Consider the following 16,797-nt stretch of genomic DNA (forward strand, 5'->3'; position numbering starts at 1 on the left):
ATTATTAGCGGGCTTGCATGCGCTGGCCAGCGCAACATGGCCGCATCCCCCGCCGCCCGATGCACGCAATAATCGACGCATTCGCACGTGTTTTCCCGCTGCCTTCGCCAAATCTTTTCGTCGAATTTGAGCGCGGCGCTGAGCGGTTTCGAAAGACGGGGACGCGGACATTGCACGCGGCGAACGAGGCCGCCACGTGGATGCAACCGACATTGAAGGAGCAGACATGCCAGCCGACCATGAATCGGGACGCTTTGCGCTTCTCATGAACGCCTGGTCCCGCCGGACCTTCCCGCTCGGAACTACCGCCGCCCTCAGCCTGCTGATTTCAACCGCCGCGCATGCGGAGCAGTGTTTCGACACCAGAAACAACCGCCCCATGGTCGTGGCTCAGGCAACGACGGTGTCGCCCGCAAGCGCCTGCATCCTCGACGAGAGCACAATGCGCAGGCCGTCCGGCGTTTGCCGCGCATCGGTCAGGCAGGATGCGTCCGGCGCGCGCGCCTTACCAGCGCAGCAATCGGCGGCCCGCTAGCGCGCCGATCCCGGTCGCGATCGCAATCGCGAGCGTGAACCACGCGGCGACGAAGAGCGGCGAATCGTCCGGGCAATGCGCAATGTAAAGGCTTGCCGCCAGCGCGCCTGCGAGAAGTCCGGCACCAGCGCCGGCGAGCACCGGCCGCGTCGGGGCGCCGTATCGCAATCCGAACAGAAGCGCCGCCAGGATCGGTAGCGACAGCAGCACCATGTTGAGCACGCACATGTACCAGTGAACGCCCGCAAGCTTCACCAGCCATTCCGAACGCGGCACCTGCATCAGTTCGACGGCAACCCCGGCCACCATGATCGCCGGCACGACAGCTGCCGCGAGTAGCGTCCAGCCGAGCGGCGCACCGGGCCTGGCCAGTCGCAGTACCGCAATCGCCGAGACCACGACCAGAATACCCATCTCGATCGGCTTCAGCGCGAACGGAAAGGACATCACTGCCTCCCCGAGATTGGGCCGAAGCGGCACCAGCCACAGGAAGAGCAGCACCGAGAGTACGATGCCGAGCGCAGCGGCAAGCGTAAGCGCTCTGCCCGGCGCAGGTCCGGAAGGTTCGCGATCGGCGGCGAGCGCACGAATGAGATCGTCGGTCTTCATGTCTCGTCGCGATGGCGTTTCGCCAGGGCTCCCAGTCCGCGATGCAGCGCCACCCGGACGGCGCCCTCGCTCATGTTCAATGTCTGCGCCGTGACCGCAATCGATGAGCCCTCGATTGCAATCGCCCGCACCACCTTGCGCTGCCCCTCCGGTAACGCTTCGAGCGAGCGGCTGACGTCGCGGTCGTTCACGGATTCAGGCTCTGCCTGAGCGGGGAGCACGTCTTCGAAATCCTCGATCGGCAGATCGATGCGGCCGCCGCGGCGGCGCGCGGCATCGATGATCTTGTAGCGCGCAATGCCTGAGATCCACGGTCCGATCGAACGGGTTGCGTCCCATGTCTGCCGCTTCAGATGCACCGCGATCAGGATATCCTGCACCACATCCTCCATCTCGGCCGGATTGGCACCGACGCGATAGAGCCCGCGGCGCACCAGCGGACGCAAGGCCTGCGCCATCTCGCGCAGACAGCGTTCATAGGCCGCGCCGTCACCGGCGAGCGCCGCCCGCATCAGGTCCGCCCATTGCGCCTCGCGATCCTTCAAGCCGCCTCTTCCCGTCTCTTCGGTCCCGCCAGGCACATTGTTACATGCCGGTGACAGCATTGCCGAACCGGTAGCCTCCGTTCCGGCGAACACGAGCCCGTGAGCGCGTAACATAGGCCGGCCCCATCGCGAAACATCCGACAAGGCCGGGTTGTCCGGCCCGCGCCGCTGCACCGTGCAGGGCGACCAGCTTTCCTTCTGGAGGATAACGGGATGAACACCAAATTTGCAGCCGCCGCGCTCGCGGGCTCCTTTGCCGCGGCTCTCGCGATCACCGCAACGCCGGCCACCGCGCAGAAGGCCGATCAGGAGAAGTGCTACGGCGTCTCGCTCGCCGGGAAGAATGACTGCGCCGCCGGCCCCGGCACCACCTGCGCCGGCACGTCCAAGGTCGACTACCAGGGTAACGCCTGGAAGCTCGTGCCCAAGGGCACCTGCGCGGCCATGAAGACCCCGAAGGGCATGGGATCGCTGCAGCCGATCAAGAGCTAAGGCCCGTCGGTCTTTCTCCCTCCCGATTTTCGGGAGGGAGAAGGCCAACTCGTGCACGAACGACAGACGGCTTTTGCCGGAGCCTATCTCATGCACCGCACATGTCTTCCCGATAGACCGGGCGTCGGCTTCAAGCCGCAGCATTTCGATGCGATCGTCGCCGGCGAACAGCCGATCGGCTTTGTCGAGGTGCATGCCGAGAACTACATGGGCGCGGGCGGACCGCCGCATGCAATGCTGCGGCAATTGCGTGAACATTACGCGCTGTCGATCCATGGCGTCGGATTGTCGATCGGTTCTGCCGCACCGCTCGATACCGATCACCTGTCGCGTCTGAAGGCGTTATGCGAGCGCTACGAGCCGGCGAGCTTTTCCGAACATCTCGCCTGGTCGTCGCATGACGAGGTCTATCTCAACGACCTCTTGCCCCTGCCCTACACGCCCGAAACGCTCGACCGCATCGTCACGCATATCGATCAGGTGCAGCACACGCTACGCCGCGAGATGCTGCTGGAAAATCCTTCGACCTATCTGCAATTCGCGGGCTCGACGACTCCCGAAACCGAATTCCTGTCGGAGATCGCGCGTCGCACCGGCTGCGGGCTCCTGCTCGACGTCAACAACGTGTTTGTGCAAGCAACAAACCACGGCACCTCCGCGGAGGATTATCTCGCGGCGTTCCCGCTGTCGCGGGTGAAAGAAATCCATCTCGGCGGACACGACGCGCAAACCGACGAGACCGGCGCACCGCTGCTGATTGACGCGCATGGCGCGCCGGTCGCCGATCCGGTCTGGGCCCTGTACGAGAGCGTCATCGCCCGCACCGGGCCGCTGCCAACCCTGATCGAATGGGATAATGACGTGCCGGACTGGCCGGTTCTGGCCGCGGAGGCGCGTGCCGCCGGCGCGATCCTCGCCAATGCCACGAAGCGCCGGGCCGCCTGACATGTTCGCCGAACTCCAGACCGATTTCGCGCAGGCATTGCTCGATCCCGACCGGCCGGTGCCGGCGGAACTGACATCGCACAGCGTGCGGCATCCACAGAAGCGCTTCGCGGTCTATCGCAACAATGTGGTCGTCAGCCTCGTCAACGCGCTGCGCGCGAAGTTTCCCGCCACCGAGCGCATCGTCGGCGACGAATTCTTTGCCGCCATGGCGCGCCTGTTCGTGTCGGCGTATTTGCCGCGCTCGAAAATCCTGCACACCTATGGCGACGATTTTGGCGACTTCATCGCCGCCTTCGAGCCGGCGGCGGAATTGCCGTATCTGGCCGATGTGGCACGCCTCGAAGCCGCGCGCACACGCGCTTATCACGCGGCGGATGCGGAGCCGCTCACGGCGTCGGAATTCTCCGATCTCGACCCGCAATCCATCGGCACGCTGCGCCTGACGCTGCATCCGTCGCTGCAGGTGCTTCGATCGCCTTATCCGGTGGTGACGATCTGGGCGATGAATGCAGGCGAGATCGAACTCGGGCCGGCCGACCCGGACGCAGCAGAAGACGCATTGATATTGCGGCCTACGCTCGGTGTGACCGTGCGCTCGCTGCCGCCGGGCGGCGCCGCGTTCCTGCGCGCGCTGGCCGACGGTGCGACGCTCGCCGAAGCCGCCGCAAACGCCGCATCAGACGATGCCCGCTTCGACCTTACCGCAAATCTGGCAGGTCTCGTCGGTTCGGGCGCCGTATCCGCATTCACTGCCGCCGCTTCGCCGCAAGAAGGTTGAACATCATGACCGACACCCCGCTCACCATGCGTTCGCAACCCGGCCTGGCCGGACTGATCCTCCGCGCCAATGCGCTGATGGCGGCGATGCCCTACTGGCTGATCGCGCTGGTCGCCCGGGTGTCGATCGCCGCGGTGTTCTGGCGCTCGGGACAGACCAAGGTCGAAGGCTGGCACATCACCGATGCCACGCTGTTCCTGTTCAAGGACGAATACAAACTGCCGCTTGTCGACCCGACTCTCGCCGCCTATCTGGCGACATTCGCCGAGCATTTCTTTCCGGTGCTGCTGGTGCTCGGATTTGCGACCCGGTTCGCCGCACTCGCGCTCCTGATCATGACGCTGGTGATCGAGATCTTCGTCTATCCCGAAGCGTGGCCGACGCACGGCACCTGGGCCGCCTGTTTCCTGATCCTGATGGCGCAGGGTCCGGGCAAGCTGTCGCTCGACCATCTGATCGCGCAGCGGTATCGGTGAGCCGAAAAAAAGAATGCCCCGCGGCAGCCACAGCGGGGCATCCTCCCGGCACGACCGGGGTCTCTTTCTGAGGCCCCGATTGTCCCAATCCTCGGGCCCGGCGTCAGGCGCCGGTCTTCAACGAGCCGGTCTGCGCGGGCTCTTCCGGCTCGATGGTGACGCCTGACATCGGATCGATCCAGACCAGGTCGTCGCGCACGGACCTCACGCCCGGCACATTCTCGACCAGCACCTTGATCGCCGCGCGCTGCTGTTCGTCGAGCACAAAGCCGGAGAGCGTGACCACACCCTGACGCACGATCGCATCGACGGTCGCGACCGGCGCCCATCGTTCGTTGTTCAATTCGCGCAGGATTGCCTCGCGGATCGTAGCGTCGCCGTTCGCCGGCGCGCTGGCAGGATGCAGGTAGCTGACCAGCGCACGCAACAGATTGGCCCGGCTCACGATGCCGACCAGCTTCTTGCCGCGCAGTACCGGCACGCGCTTGATGTGATTGCGTTCCATCAGCGCAACCACATCGTTGAGCTGGGTGTCCTCGTCCACGGTCTTGGCGTCGCGGGTCATCACCTCCGACACCTTGCGGCCATGCGCCTTGACGTAATCCCGCGCCAGCGGCCCCGGCCCCATCAGAAATTCCAGCCAGCGCGGTGGCGCAAATTGGGTACCGGTCTCGGCGCGACGGAGGAAATCGCCCTCGGTCACAACGCCGACGAGATTGCCGGCCGCATCGACGACCGGAAGTCCGCTGATCTTCTTCTGCAGCATCAGCCGGATCGCGAGGCTGATCGGCGCCTCGGCATCGATCGAGACGACCGGCTTCGTCATGACGTCGCGCACCTTCATGCCGCATCCTCCATGCCGGAGGATCGCGTCTGCGGGTCACTGTCTCATTGCGCTAGATCAAACGGGGGCGAGCGCACCTGGCGTGGGGCGGCCCGGACTATCCGCTCTTCGCGAGTTTCTGCGGCGCCACGTCGGCCACCTCAATATCCGCGGCCATGGTGTGATACATGCGCCGCAAGGTTTCCCGCGTCACCGCGAGATCCGCGTCCGGAATGCCGGCGGTCGCCGCGGCCTCGAGTTCGCGAGCGCGCGGAATCAGCCGGTTGACCAGCGCACGGCCTTTCGGACTCAGTTCCACATTCACTTCACGGTTATTGGTGTCGGATCGCGTGCGTGTGACGAGCCCGAGATTCACCAGCCGCGTGATCAGACGCGAGATGGTCGACACATCGATCGAGGTAATCTCTGCCACATCGATCTGGCGATGCTTGTCGCCGGTCGACAATCCGGCCAGCACCCGCCACATCGCGATAGTGACGCCGTGCTGCGCCAGCTCACGCTCGTAGCCGGCGACGAAGCCAGCGCCCACGCGGTTGACCAGATACGGCAGATACTCGGAGAGATCGAGATGCGGACTTCCAGCCATTCGGCGCTCCAGTCAGGGCTTCGTGCAGTCTCTTGCAAGGCAAAAGCCGCCTGTCAAAAGGTCAGCAATCCTGTCCAAATATTGCATTTACAACTGTTGCACGTGCAAGTATGATCGCTGCCAATGAGAACAACAAGAGCCGGTCATCGGCCATCACGGGAGCGCAGCCATGGATCATTATCCACACGACCTCGGCGGCAATTTTCGCAAGGCGATGCGCCGGCTCACCAGCGCAGTCAGCGTGATCTCGACCCAGCACGACGATATCCGCCACGGCATCACCGTGACGTCGGTGACATCGGTATCGATGAGCCCGCCTTCGCTTCTGTTCTGCGTCAACCGCACCTCGCGGTTTCATGACCCGGTGATCCGCGCCGGGCGGTTCTGCGTGAACATGCTGCATGCTCACCAGATCGATATCGCCGATGCGTTCAGCGGCCGCACACCCGGCCCGGACCGCTTCCTGTGCGGCGAATGGGCAAGCGACGACGACGAGATGCCCTATCTGATCCCGGCTCAGGCCAACATCTTCTGCGAAACCGACGCCATCTCGAGTTACGGCACGCATTCGATCGTGATCGGGAAAGTCCATCACGTGGCGGTGCGCGGCCAGGTCGCGCCGCTGCTATACCAGGACGGCCAATATACGGTTGGGCTCGGAGAAGGCGTCGACTGGGTTGTGCCGGTCGGCTGAACCGCATCGCGCACGGCTGTTTCAAGAACAACGCTCTAAAGGGAGAACCAGGATGGAATTCGGCTATTTCACGCTGTCGGACAATCACTACGAAGGCAACACGCGCGATGCCAACACGTTCGTGAAGGATCTCACCGCCGAGGCGCTTTATGCCGATCAGCTCGGCATGCATTCGGCCTGGATCGGCGAGCATCACTTCAACTCGCTCGGCGTGAATTCCTCGCCCGAGATGGTGCTGGCCTACATCGCCGCGATCACCAAGCATATCCGGCTCGCGCCGGCCGTGACCGTGCTGCCGCTGCACAATCCGATCCGCGTCGCCGAACAATGGGCGACGCTCGACCTTCTGTCCGGCGGACGCGTCGATTTCGCCGCCGGCCGCGGCTATGACCGGCGCGAATATCTGCCGTTCGGCATTTCTTTCGAGGACAACCAGTCGATCTTCGACGAAGGCATGGAGGTTCTTCGCAACCTCTGGAATTCCGGTGGCGAGCGCATCGACCACAAGGGCAAGCATTACCAGTTCGAGGACGTGCGGATCACCCCGCAGCCGTTGCAGAAGCCGATGCCGATGTATGTGGCGTCGTTCTCCAAGCCCTCGATCGAACTTGCCGCACGGCTGAACTGCGGCCTGATCGTCGCGCCGTTCGCCGCCGCGATGAGCTTCGGCGGACTGAAGCAGGTGGCCGATCTCTACCACGAGAGCTGCGCCAAATACGGCGCCAAGCCGCAGCGCCTGATGTGCAGCTACTTCACCCATTTCGCCGACGACGCCGCGAGCGAACAGGCGCAGCGCGCGCGCCAGATCCGCTACTACAAGGAATGCGTGATCCCCTCCTTCCCGGGCGATCCGCGCACCGCGCCGCCGAGCTACCGCTATTTCATCGACATGGTGGAGCGGCTGCACAAGGTGAGGCCGGAGGACCTGACCGAGAATTCGGTGCTGATCGGCAATTCGGCGCGCATCACCGAAATCCTGAAGAAGGTGGAGGCCGCCGGCTTCGACGAAGTCATCCTCTATTTCAACGTCGGCATGAAGCCGCACCAGCAGACCAAGGAAGAGATGCACCGCTTCATGAGCGAAGTGGCGCCGCACTTCCAGGGCAAGCATATCGAGCGGCGCGCGGCCTAGAGTTACGTTTCGGCTTGTCCTCCCAAGCGACAAGGAAACCTCATGCCGCAACCTCCGGGTTGCGGCATTTTTTTTAACGCCGTCCGGTCGAGGACTCTGCGACGATGCGCAGATTGCGCTACTCCTGCGGCTGGGATTTGCTACCAAGGCGATCGATTATCACCGGTCACAGGAAGCATGTCTCCAAACGCATCGACACACGCTCTCTCCGTTCGCGAAGCAGGCACGAGCCGCATTCCGCTGGCGGGCGGTATCCGCGCCGGCAACTGGGTTTTTGTCTCCGGGCTTCTGCCCGACGAACTGGGCGATCCCGGGCGGCCGCTGTCGGGAGAGCCTGCGGCCCTGACCCAGTCCAGGGCCATCTGGCGTAAGGCGGCCGCGATCCTCGCCGAAGGCGAGTCCGACGTCTCGCGGATCGTGCGATGCGACCAGTTTTTCGAGGACTGGCGCGCCGTGCCGTTTTTCCATCAGGCCCGGCGGGACGCCTGCGGCAGCTATATCGCGCCCAGCACATCGGTCCTGCAGCCGCAGACGCTCGTCCCCGGCGCCACGATGATGACCGACATGATCGCGGTCGCGCGCGGCGGTCCGGACGTCGAGCCGATTTTTCCCAAGGGGCTCGACGTGCCTTCGACCTCGTCGTTCGTACCGGTGGTGAAGGCCGGCAATCTGGTCTTCGTCGCCGGCTTTCTCGCCGCCAGCGGCAAGGGCGACCTCGACGGTGTCGCGGCTGAAGCCAAGACGCCCGAAGGCCATTTGTGGAAAGGCAATCGCATTCAGCTCGAGACGAAATATGTCATCGAGAAAAAGCTGATCCCTGCGCTGGAAGGCGCAGGCCTCGCCCTGCAGGACGTGGTCAAGGCCAATGTGTTCCTGCGCGATATCGACGATGTCCCGGCTTTCAACCAGGTATGGAACGACGCGTTCGGTGGCCATGCTCCTGCGACCGCAATCACACCGACCAGCAAGCCCGGTTTCGCGATCGAGGATTCCCGCATCGAGATCAATCTGGTGGCCACGACCGAACGCCATGTACAACGGATCGATGGTGGCCGCGCCGGGCTCGCCGTGTGCCAGGGGCAGCCGGCCGCGATCCATTGCGGCGACTTTCTCATTTTCTCCGGCATGCTAGCCGCGGACGCCGACGGACTGATCGCCGAAGCGAAGGTCGATCCGCGGGAGCGTTACCTCTCGTCCAGCATCGAAGCGCAGATGGACTATCTGCTCGATTGCGCGGAAGAGGTGTGCGCGAAAGTGGGCGCCAGCCTGCGTAACGTGGTCCGAATCCTGCAAGTGCACACCGATCTTGACGATGTCCTGCCGGCCCTCAAAGTGTGGCAGCGACGTCTGCCAGGTGTTCCCCTTCCGATCAGCGCGGCGCGCGTTCCAGCACCGTTGATCGTTCCCGGATGTACGGTGCAGCTCGATCTGTGGATCCATGCACCGCAGGACGCGACCTGAGGAGAATTAAATGAGTGGACCACATTTCCTTCGCCGGCGTCAGTTCGCAGCCGCCATCTGCCTGACGGTTGCAGGCCTGATGGTGCCAGGCGCAGCTCTGGCGCAAACCTATCCCGACCGGCCGGTGCGGGTGATCGTGCCGTTCGCCGCCGGTGGCGGATCGGACGTCGTGGGCCGCGCCATCGCACAAAAACTTCAGGACAAGTTCGGCCAGCCCTTTGTGGTCGAGAACCGGACCGGAGCCGGCGGCAGCATTGGTGCTACCCAGGTCGCGCGCGCGGCCCCGGACGGCTACACGCTGCTGCTGGGATCGTCCTCTGAGATCGCCCAATATCCGAACGTCAAGGCAGACGTTCCCTACGATTCGATCAAGGACTTCGCTCCGATCGCGGCCGTCGCCACCGTGCCGCTGGCGCTCGCGGTCAAACAGGATCTGCCGGTGGCGACGGTGGCGCAGCTTCTGGATTATGCGCGAAAGAACCCCGGAAAACTGAATTACGGCTCGGCCGGCCCCGGTTCGACCACGCATCTCGCGGTGGCGTTGCTCACCTCCATGACCGGGACCGACATGACGCACGTTCCCTACAAGGGTAGCGCGCCGGTCATCACCGACCTGCTCGCCGGCACGCTCGATCTGTCGATCTCGACCATGCCAGCCGTCCTTCCGCATGCCGGCGGCGGCAAGATCAAGATTCTCGGTGTCTCCACCGCGCAACGCGCGAAGGCCCTGCCCGACGTCGCTACCATCGATGAAGGCGGCGTCAAGGGCTATGCCACCGGCCTCTGGACCGGCCTGCTGGCGCCGGCGGGCACGTCACCGCAAATCATCGCGCGCTTGAACGCGGCTGTGAACGAGGCGCTCGCCACCGACGAACTGAAGACGCTGCTTGCCAAGCAGGGCGCCGAGCCCACCGGCGGGACGTCGGAGAAATTCAGCGACGAGATCAAACGCGACCTCGCGGTCTGGAACGACGTCGTCAAGAAGACCGGCATCAAGATCGACTAGTCGGTTCCGCATCTCTACCGCTGTTCCGGCAATACGAAAAAACGAATGCCGCAACCTGAAAGGGTTGCGGCATTTTTTCATACGCAAACCATCAGGCGCGGCTGTTTGTTTGTAGAAAAGATCGGGGCGGTCGTGCACCATGACCGCGGGAGAAAACAACACCAAGGGAAACACCTGATGAAGAAACTGGTTCGTGCCGCCGTGACGGCGGCCGCCATATCCACCGTTGGTATCGGCAGCGCATCCGCTCAGGGAACGAAGGCCCTCGAGGTCATCGTATTCCCCGGCGGCTTCAACTGGCCGATCTGGGCCGCCCAGGAGAAGGGCTTTTTCGACAAGCACGGCGTGACGCTCAACATCACGCCCACGCCGAACTCGCAGTTTCAGCTCAAGGGTTTGATAGAGGGCAAGTTCGATATCGCGATGACCGCGATCGACAATGTCATTGCCTATAGCGAGGGCCAGGGCGCGACCAAGACCGATGTCGAGCCCGATATCTTTGCCTTCATGGGCGGCGACAACGGCTTTCTGCGGCTGATCGCCGTTCCGGAGGTGAAAACCATAGCCGATCTGCGTGGCAAGCAGGTTTCGGTCGATGCGCTGACCACCGGCTATGCCTTCGTGCTGCGCAAGATCCTCAACAATGCAGGGCTGAAGCCGGAGGAGTTCGAATTCGTCCGGGCCGGTGGCGTGATGCAACGCTATCAGGCGCTGATGAAGAAGGAACACGCCGCGACCCTGCTGATCTCGCCGTTCGAAGTGAATGCGGAAGCGGCCGGATTTACCCGCCTGGCCGATGGGTCCGAAGCGCTCGGCAATTATCAGGGCCTTGTCGGCGCAACCCGCAGGTCATGGGCGAAGGCGAACGAAGCGCAACTGATCGGCTATATCCGCGGTTACCGCGAGGGACTGGACTGGCTCTACAATCCGGCCAACAAGGCGGAAGCGATCGCCATCCTGCGCAAGAATGTGCCCAGTCTGTCCGAAGACCTTGCGGCCAAGTCCTACGATATCCTGCTGCATCCCAACAACGGCTTTGAGCGGAATGCCGCACTGAATGTGGAGGGCGTGAAGACCGCGCTGCAGTTGCGCAGCGAATATGGCGAGCCGAAGAAGCAGCTGACCGATCCGGCCAAATATTACGACCTCACCTATTACGACAAGGCCAAGAAGAACTGAGCGTGTCGCCTCCCCCTCCCGCGCTGCGGGAGGAGGATTAGCCCCGGCTTGCAATCGTCCCGCGGCCGGGCCATCCATTCACTGCCATGACCGCGCCGCGATCCATCGACCTCACCGCCTACGGCGTCAGCTGCACGCGCGGCTTCGTGCCGGAGCAGGATCCGCTCGACCGGCTGCCCGAAGCATTCCGCGCGCTCGACAATCTTGCGCCGATGATCCCGGCGCTGATCATGAATCAGGAGATCCGGCGCTTCCTCGCCGCCCTGCCCGAACTCGACGTCGCCGCCCTGACCGATGCTGACGAAGCCGAGCGCGGGATGCTGATCCTCTCGGCGCTGACCATGGCGCATGTCTGGGGCGGCAAGGATCCGGACTTCACCCTGCCCCGCAACATAGCGGTGCCGCTGATGACGCTGTCGCAGCGGCTCGGACGCCCGCCCATCGTGATGCATGCGACGCTGGTGCTGAACAACTGGCGCAGGCTCGATCCCGCCCGCCCGCTCGCGCTCGACAATGTCGATACCCAGTTCACCTTCACCGGCTCGTTCGACGAGAAATGGTTCTATCTGGCGACGCTCGGCGTGGAGCTTGCGGGTGCGCCGGCCATCGTTGCGCTGGCCGACGCCGTTGCGGCCGCGCAAAGCGGCGACGACAACGCCGTTGCGGAAGAGCTCATCGCACTGGAATCCTGCGTCCGGCAGATGAGTGCCGCGCTGATGCGCATGACCGAGCGCTGCGACCCGCACATCTTCTATCATCGCATCCGGCCCTATCTCGCGGGCTGGCCCGCACCCGGCCTCACCTATGCCGGCACGTCTACGCCACCGCAGATCTGGGCCGGCGGCAGCGCCGCGCAAAGCTCGCTGCTGCAATCCTTCGACGCAGGGCTCGGCATCCGGCACGAGCACGCGAACACGCGCGATTTCCTCGACGCCATGCTGCAATACATGCCGCCGAAGCACCGCGCTCTGGTCGCAGCGCTGCGCCAGACCAGTACGATCCGGACGCGCGCGGAAAACGGCTCACCCGCGCTGCGCGATGCCTACAATGCCTGCATCGCGGCTACCGATGAATTTCGCCGCAAGCATATCGGCCTGACGTCGCAATACATCATCAAGCAGGCGAGCACCCATGTCGGCCCCGGCACGATCGGCACCGGCGGCACCGATTTCGTCGAATTCCTGCGGGAGTCGCGGGTGGAAACCGCCCGCTCCCAGCTGACGTAATGGCGGCACGACCCGTCGGCGCCGCTCCGCCGGGGCACATTACATACCGAGCGGTCGCTATGTAACTTGACTCGGGTCGCGCCCGACCGTCATGATCCTCCGACCGCGGCCAACAGAGCCGGAACGGGAGGACATCGATGAGACGGAGCGGCGCATCCACGCGTCCAGACCTGCGTCGTTCACCGGAGCTTTTGCGGCCGGCAAAGCCCGGCGCCTCACGCCGCCCTCCCCGCCGCACCCAGGAATCTCGCTCCAAGGCGGCGCGTGAAAAGCTTCTGCGCGCCACGATCGAGCTGCTGCAGGAGCGCGGCTATCACGGGCTCACCACCAAGGAGGTCGCAACCCGCGCCGGATTTTCCAACGGTGCGCTGATGCATCATTTCTCGACCAAGGCCGATCTCGTGATCGCCGCCGGCGCCCATATCTACGAACGGCATGTCGAGAGCGGGCGCAAAGCCGCAAACAGCGCCGCGGCCCGCAAGGATCCGCTGAAGGCCTTCATCGCCGATTGCGAGCGTGTCTATCTTGGCGACACATTCATCCCGACCTCGGAAATGATGATCGCCGCGCGCAGCGATCCGCTGATGAACGCGCCATTCGACATCTTCATGAACGACTATCGCAAGACCATGAACGAGATCTGGCTGAACGCCTTCATGCGCGCAGGCTACAGCGAGGAACAGGCCTCCTTCACCATCATGTCAACGCTCTATGTGGTGCGCGGAATGGCGATCAACTCGATCTGGCAAAAGAACATGCCCTATTACCGATCGTTCCTGCGCGAATGGGCAAAGATCGAACGCACCGGTGCGCTCAAGGGCGGCCGCCTTCCAATTCGCTAAACCACCAAGACAATAACCGGGAGACGCTCGTGACGCTGCAGCAGAACAAGGATCGCATTCAGACCACGCATATCGGCAGCCTGCCTCGGCCGCACAAGCTGCTCGATATCCTGAAGAAGAAGTTCAGCGGCGAACCAATCGACGAAGCGGCGTTCGAGAAGATCCTCGCCGACTCGGTCAAGGCCAGCGTGCAGAAGCAGAAGGACTGCGGCATCGATATCGTCACCGACGGCGAATTCTCCAAGCCCGGCTTCTTCACCTATATCCAGGAGCGGCTGGAAGGCTTTGAGGCGCGCAAGGGCCAGAAGATGGTGCTGTTCCAGAAGGAGGTCGAAGCCTTCCCGGAATATTACCAGGAATATTTCAAGCAGGCGATGCTGGGCGGCGCGATCGTGCCGATCAATCCGGTGGTCTGCGTCGGCCCGGTCAAGTATCGCGGCGAGAAGGCGGTGCAGCGCGACATCGCCAATGTGAAAGCCGCGGCCAAAGCGGCCGGCATTCCGGACGAACACGTCTTTCTGCCGGCAACCGCACCGTCAGGCGTCGGCGTGAACGAATACTACAAGTCCGACGAAGAGTATTTCCACGCCCTCGCCGCGGAGATGGGCAAGGAATACAAGGCCATCACCGATTCCGGCATCCTGGTTCAGATCGACGATCCGTTCCTGCCCGATATTTTCGTCGAGCCCGGCCTCGACGACAAGCAGATGAAGCGCCGCGCGCAAATCTATGCCGAGGCGGTCAACACCGCCCTCAACGGCATTCCGCGCGAACGCGTGCGCTTCCACACTACGGCATCAACGAGGGGCCGCGTCTCTATGAGGCGTCGCTCGCCCAGATCATCGAATACGTGCTGTCCATCAAAGCCGGCTCCTATTCGTTCGAGGCCGCCAATCCGCGTCACGAGCACGAATACCACCTGTTCGAGACCGTGAAGATGCCGGACGGCACCGTGCTCTGCCCCGGCGTGATCACCCATGCCAGCAACATTGTCGAGCATCCCGAACTGATCGCAGAGCGGCTGATCCGGTTCGCCAAGCTGGTCGGGCGCGAAAACGTGATGGCGGGCGGCGATTGCGGCTTCTCCTCGCAGGCACTGTACCGCACCGAGGTGCACGACACCGTGGTCTGGGAAAAATTCAAGGCGATGCGCGAGGGCGCCGACATCGCGTCGAAGAAGCTCTGGAACTGAACTGCCAAGCGCCGGCAAACGGCGCAGTTACATAGGGAGAACGAGATGCTCAAGCAGCTTCTGACGGGGGCGGCGCTGGCCGTTGCCGTCACACTACCGGCCAGTGCGCAGCAGAAGGTGAAGATCGGCTTCGTCACCACCTTCACCGGCCCGCAGGCCGTCGTCGGAAACGACATGCGCGACGCCTTCGAACTGGCGCTCGATCATCTCGGCCGAAAGATGGGCGGTCTCGGCGTCGAGGTGATCTACGAGGACGACACCCTCAAGCCGGACATCGGCAAGCAGAAGACCGACAAGCTGATCGAAAGCGACAGGGTCAACTTCCTCACCGGCTATATGATGTCGCATGTCCTGCTCGCCTCATACAAATCGGCGGTGGACTCTGGCACCTTCATCATCAGCGCCAATGCCGGGCCCTCGCAGATCGCGGGTGACCTCTGCTCGCCCTGGTTCTTCTCGACCTCCTGGCAGGGCGATCAGGTGCCACAGGCGATCGGCGAATTCATGAATGAGAAGGGGGTCAAGAGCGCGTATCTGATCGCACCCAACTATGCCGCCGGAAAGGACGTGATTGCCGGCCTCAAGGCGAACTTCAAAGGCAAGATCGTCGGCGAGGACTACACCAAATGGCCCGACCAGCTCGATTTCTCGGCTGAGTTGTCGAAGGCGCGCGCCGCCAAGCCGGACGCTATTTTCGCGTTCTATCCCGGCGCGGCCGGCATTCAATTCCTGACTCAGTATTCGCAGTCCGGCCTGCGCGGGCAGATTCCGCTCTATACCTCCTTCATCGTCGATGCGCTGTCGCTGCCACGCCTGAAGGATCTGTCGCTGGGCGTGCCCGGCGCGCAGCACTGGGTGGCCGACCTGCCGAACAACGCCAACAAGACGTTCGTCGCGGACTTCAGGAAGAAGTATGGCCGTGAACCGTCCTTTTACGCGGCCCAGGCCTACGACTCGGCGAAGCTGATCGATAGCGCGGTCAAGGCGGCGGGCGGCGACCTCACGAAGAAGGACGCGATGCGCGATGCCATGCGCAAGGCGAACTACGATTCGGTTCGCGGTCCCTACAAGTACGGCAACAACCACTTCCCGATCCAGAATTTCTATCTGCAGGAGGCGGTGAAGGACGGTGATGCCTTTACCCTCAAGACCGTCGGCACGGCGCTGAAGGATCATCAGGACCGATATGCGGCCAAATGCACCATGAAGTGGTGATTGGCCGCACTCAGAGCAAAACCAGACGCGCATAAGAAAGGCCGGCGGTCGCCCGCCGGCCTTTTCAGTAAACTTTCACAGCAAATGTCAGCCTCAGCGATTGCGGCCGCCGCCCCAACCCATGCCGGCGCCGCGCATCCACGGACCGAACGCATAGCCGGGGAGCACTTCCTTCGCAATCGCCACCTGCTTCTCGTCCAATGACTTGATCAGCTCGTCGACCGCGGCGTTGACACTGTCCTGCTCCTTGCGGCGCTGCTGAATCATGGCGTCGCGGAACTGGCGATGCTCCTCGGTCGACATCCTGCGCATGGCACCGTGGTCCATGCTTTCGCGGCGCGTCTTGCGGGCATCGGCCACCTCCTTCAACGTCGCCGTATACTTGGTCCAGGCCTGCTCCTGCGCCTCAGTGACCCCAATTTCTTTCTTTACGCTCTCCAGGCGCGCCGGATCGAAGCCACGGCCCATGCCCGGTCCGCCGCGACCTTCTTGGCGCTGATGATGGCGGTGGTAGCCATGCCCACGATGGCCGCGATCTGCATCGTCCCGGTCAAACCTGCGGCCCTCTCGCCAGCCGCCGCCACGGCCTTCGCGCCGGTCATAATCGCGATCGTTGTCATACCCCCGGCCTTCGCGGCGGTCGTATCCGCGGTCCCGATCGGGTCCGCGGTCCATGTCGTCCCTCCCCCGGCCATACCCGTATCCGTGATGCATGCCATGACCGCGTCCGTGGTAGCCACGGCCGCGCGGACCGCAATTCTCGTTGCCATCCCCGCCGGCGCGCGGACCATAGCCACGGCTGTCGTCATCGCGATCGCGCCAGCGCGGGCGGCGCTCGTCGTTTCCACCGCGGCCGTCATTGTCATTGCGCCACCGCTGTCCACTCCAGCCGTCGTCTCCCTCGCCGCGCATGTAGCATTGGCCACAGCCATCGCCGTTCTGCGCCGAGGCCGCGTATGTCAGCCCGCCCAGGCCCGCGACTCCCGCAACCAGCATGGCGGGGATCACCCATGTCCGTTTCATCTTTTGTCTCCCGG

General features: G+C 63.5%; 20 protein-coding genes. 15 read left to right on the forward strand and 5 right to left on the reverse strand.

Annotated elements, in window-relative coordinates; genetic code table 11:
• Positions 1 to 196: 196 nt before the first annotated feature.
• Entirely contained in the window at positions 197 to 535 is a 339-nt protein-coding gene (locus AC5I5I_RS05285; protein WP_495970606.1) for a hypothetical protein, read from the forward strand.
• On the opposite strand, the gene AC5I5I_RS05290 is transcribed toward AC5I5I_RS05285, so the two are convergent.
• Together AC5I5I_RS05290 and AC5I5I_RS05295 are read right to left on the reverse strand one after the other, a co-directional pair.
• Positions 506 to 1,144: an NrsF family protein gene (locus AC5I5I_RS05290; RefSeq protein ID WP_495970608.1), complete on the reverse strand. Its 639-nt coding sequence runs from the start codon at positions 1,142 to 1,144 to the stop codon at positions 506 to 508. The two genes, AC5I5I_RS05285 and AC5I5I_RS05290, sit on opposite strands and share 30 nt — an antisense overlap.
• The gene (locus tag AC5I5I_RS05295) at positions 1,141 to 1,689 is read right to left on the reverse strand and encodes a sigma-70 family RNA polymerase sigma factor (protein WP_495970610.1); all 549 of its coding nucleotides are present in this window, start codon (positions 1,687 to 1,689) and stop codon (positions 1,141 to 1,143) included. The genes AC5I5I_RS05290 and AC5I5I_RS05295 overlap by 4 nt, the downstream gene beginning before the upstream one ends.
• A gap of 213 nt (positions 1,690 to 1,902) precedes the next feature.
• On the opposite strand from AC5I5I_RS05295, the gene AC5I5I_RS05300 reads away from it, so the two are divergent.
• The 4 genes from AC5I5I_RS05300 (at position 1,903) to AC5I5I_RS05315 (ending at position 4,383) form a co-directional block, all read left to right on the forward strand.
• Complete coding sequence (locus tag AC5I5I_RS05300) at positions 1,903 to 2,181, forward strand: BufA1 family periplasmic bufferin-type metallophore (protein WP_495970612.1); 279 nt, start codon at positions 1,903 to 1,905, stop codon at positions 2,179 to 2,181.
• Positions 2,182 to 2,271: 90 nt separating this feature from the next.
• Positions 2,272 to 3,126: an MNIO family bufferin maturase gene (bufB, locus tag AC5I5I_RS05305; protein WP_495970614.1), complete on the forward strand. Its 855-nt coding sequence runs from the start codon at positions 2,272 to 2,274 to the stop codon at positions 3,124 to 3,126.
• A gap of 1 nt (position 3,127) precedes the next feature.
• Positions 3,128 to 3,907, forward strand: a complete 780-nt coding sequence (locus AC5I5I_RS05310) for an HvfC/BufC N-terminal domain-containing protein (protein ID WP_495970616.1) — start codon at positions 3,128 to 3,130, stop codon at positions 3,905 to 3,907.
• Between the two features lie 5 nt (positions 3,908 to 3,912).
• Positions 3,913 to 4,383 (forward strand): DoxX family protein, encoded by a 471-nt coding sequence (locus AC5I5I_RS05315; RefSeq protein WP_495970618.1) that lies wholly within the window; start codon positions 3,913 to 3,915, stop codon positions 4,381 to 4,383.
• 103 nt (positions 4,384 to 4,486) lie between these two features.
• On the opposite strand, the gene AC5I5I_RS05320 is transcribed toward AC5I5I_RS05315, so the two are convergent.
• Together AC5I5I_RS05320 and AC5I5I_RS05325 are read right to left on the reverse strand one after the other, a co-directional pair.
• Complete coding sequence (locus AC5I5I_RS05320; protein ID WP_495970620.1) at positions 4,487 to 5,227, reverse strand: CBS domain-containing protein; 741 nt, start codon at positions 5,225 to 5,227, stop codon at positions 4,487 to 4,489.
• A gap of 97 nt (positions 5,228 to 5,324) precedes the next feature.
• The gene (locus tag AC5I5I_RS05325; RefSeq protein WP_495970622.1) at positions 5,325 to 5,813 is read right to left on the reverse strand and encodes a MarR family winged helix-turn-helix transcriptional regulator; all 489 of its coding nucleotides are present in this window, start codon (positions 5,811 to 5,813) and stop codon (positions 5,325 to 5,327) included.
• A gap of 169 nt (positions 5,814 to 5,982) precedes the next feature.
• Here AC5I5I_RS05325 and AC5I5I_RS05330 point away from each other — a divergent pair, with 169 nt between their 5' ends.
• The 10 genes from AC5I5I_RS05330 (at position 5,983) to AC5I5I_RS05375 (ending at position 15,760) form a co-directional block, all read left to right on the forward strand.
• Positions 5,983 to 6,507 carry a flavin reductase family protein gene (locus AC5I5I_RS05330; RefSeq protein WP_495970624.1) on the forward strand — a complete coding sequence of 175 codons (525 nt, stop codon included), beginning with the start codon at positions 5,983 to 5,985 and terminating at the stop codon, positions 6,505 to 6,507.
• A 52-nt stretch (positions 6,508 to 6,559) separates the two neighbouring features.
• Positions 6,560 to 7,639, forward strand: coding sequence for an LLM class flavin-dependent oxidoreductase (locus AC5I5I_RS05335; protein WP_495970626.1), 1,080 nt, complete (start codon positions 6,560 to 6,562; stop codon positions 7,637 to 7,639).
• 177 nt (positions 7,640 to 7,816) lie between these two features.
• Entirely contained in the window at positions 7,817 to 9,100 is a 1,284-nt protein-coding gene (locus tag AC5I5I_RS05340) for a RidA family protein (protein WP_495970628.1), read from the forward strand.
• Positions 9,101 to 9,110: 10 nt separating this feature from the next.
• Positions 9,111 to 10,106 carry a Bug family tripartite tricarboxylate transporter substrate binding protein gene (locus AC5I5I_RS05345; RefSeq protein ID WP_495970630.1) on the forward strand — a complete coding sequence of 332 codons (996 nt, stop codon included), beginning with the start codon at positions 9,111 to 9,113 and terminating at the stop codon, positions 10,104 to 10,106.
• 177 nt (positions 10,107 to 10,283) lie between these two features.
• Positions 10,284 to 11,285, forward strand: a complete 1,002-nt coding sequence (locus tag AC5I5I_RS05350) for an ABC transporter substrate-binding protein (protein ID WP_495970632.1) — start codon at positions 10,284 to 10,286, stop codon at positions 11,283 to 11,285.
• A gap of 86 nt (positions 11,286 to 11,371) precedes the next feature.
• On the forward strand, positions 11,372 to 12,511 hold the full coding sequence (locus tag AC5I5I_RS05355; protein WP_495970634.1) for a PrnB family protein: 1,140 nt from the start codon (positions 11,372 to 11,374) through the stop codon (positions 12,509 to 12,511).
• 137 nt (positions 12,512 to 12,648) lie between these two features.
• Complete coding sequence (locus tag AC5I5I_RS05360; RefSeq protein ID WP_495970636.1) at positions 12,649 to 13,353, forward strand: TetR/AcrR family transcriptional regulator; 705 nt, start codon at positions 12,649 to 12,651, stop codon at positions 13,351 to 13,353.
• Between the two features lie 29 nt (positions 13,354 to 13,382).
• Positions 13,383 to 14,288, forward strand: coding sequence for a hypothetical protein (locus tag AC5I5I_RS05365; protein ID WP_495970638.1), 906 nt, complete (start codon positions 13,383 to 13,385; stop codon positions 14,286 to 14,288).
• On the forward strand, positions 14,204 to 14,545 hold the full coding sequence (locus AC5I5I_RS05370) for a hypothetical protein (protein ID WP_495970640.1): 342 nt from the start codon (positions 14,204 to 14,206) through the stop codon (positions 14,543 to 14,545). Before AC5I5I_RS05365 ends, AC5I5I_RS05370 begins: the two co-directional genes overlap by 85 nt.
• Positions 14,546 to 14,590: 45 nt before the next feature.
• On the forward strand, positions 14,591 to 15,760 hold the full coding sequence (locus tag AC5I5I_RS05375) for an ABC transporter substrate-binding protein (protein ID WP_495970642.1): 1,170 nt from the start codon (positions 14,591 to 14,593) through the stop codon (positions 15,758 to 15,760).
• Between the two features lie 93 nt (positions 15,761 to 15,853).
• Here AC5I5I_RS05375 and AC5I5I_RS05380 read toward each other — a convergent pair whose 3' ends face one another.
• On the reverse strand, positions 15,854 to 16,783 hold the full coding sequence (locus AC5I5I_RS05380; RefSeq protein ID WP_495970644.1) for a Spy/CpxP family protein refolding chaperone: 930 nt from the start codon (positions 16,781 to 16,783) through the stop codon (positions 15,854 to 15,856).
• Positions 16,784 to 16,797: the final 14 nt, after the last annotated feature.

The organism is Pseudorhodoplanes sp., assembly GCF_059499825.1.

Bases quoted from the DNA above. Each gene is read 5' to 3' on its own strand.
- AC5I5I_RS05290 (WP_495970608.1), bottom strand. From the start codon at position 1,144: ATGAAGACCGACGATCTCATTCGTGCGCTCGCCGCCGATCGCGAACCT.
- AC5I5I_RS05375 (WP_495970642.1), top strand. From the start codon at position 14,591: ATGCTCAAGCAGCTTCTGACGGGGGCGGCGCTGGCCGTTGCCGTCACA.
- AC5I5I_RS05335 (WP_495970626.1), top strand. From the start codon at position 6,560: ATGGAATTCGGCTATTTCACGCTGTCGGACAATCACTACGAAGGCAAC.
- AC5I5I_RS05315 (WP_495970618.1), top strand. From the start codon at position 3,913: ATGACCGACACCCCGCTCACCATGCGTTCGCAACCCGGCCTGGCCGGA.
- AC5I5I_RS05300 (WP_495970612.1), top strand. From the start codon at position 1,903: ATGAACACCAAATTTGCAGCCGCCGCGCTCGCGGGCTCCTTTGCCGCG.
- AC5I5I_RS05355 (WP_495970634.1), top strand. From the start codon at position 11,372: ATGACCGCGCCGCGATCCATCGACCTCACCGCCTACGGCGTCAGCTGC.
- bufB (WP_495970614.1), top strand. From the start codon at position 2,272: ATGCACCGCACATGTCTTCCCGATAGACCGGGCGTCGGCTTCAAGCCG.
- AC5I5I_RS05345 (WP_495970630.1), top strand. From the start codon at position 9,111: ATGAGTGGACCACATTTCCTTCGCCGGCGTCAGTTCGCAGCCGCCATC.
- AC5I5I_RS05360 (WP_495970636.1), top strand. From the start codon at position 12,649: ATGAGACGGAGCGGCGCATCCACGCGTCCAGACCTGCGTCGTTCACCG.
- AC5I5I_RS05320 (WP_495970620.1), bottom strand. From the start codon at position 5,227: ATGAAGGTGCGCGACGTCATGACGAAGCCGGTCGTCTCGATCGATGCC.
- AC5I5I_RS05380 (WP_495970644.1), bottom strand. From the start codon at position 16,783: ATGAAACGGACATGGGTGATCCCCGCCATGCTGGTTGCGGGAGTCGCG.
- AC5I5I_RS05350 (WP_495970632.1), top strand. From the start codon at position 10,284: ATGAAGAAACTGGTTCGTGCCGCCGTGACGGCGGCCGCCATATCCACC.
- AC5I5I_RS05340 (WP_495970628.1), top strand. From the start codon at position 7,817: ATGTCTCCAAACGCATCGACACACGCTCTCTCCGTTCGCGAAGCAGGC.
- AC5I5I_RS05310 (WP_495970616.1), top strand. From the start codon at position 3,128: ATGTTCGCCGAACTCCAGACCGATTTCGCGCAGGCATTGCTCGATCCC.
- AC5I5I_RS05330 (WP_495970624.1), top strand. From the start codon at position 5,983: ATGGATCATTATCCACACGACCTCGGCGGCAATTTTCGCAAGGCGATG.
- AC5I5I_RS05325 (WP_495970622.1), bottom strand. From the start codon at position 5,813: ATGGCTGGAAGTCCGCATCTCGATCTCTCCGAGTATCTGCCGTATCTG.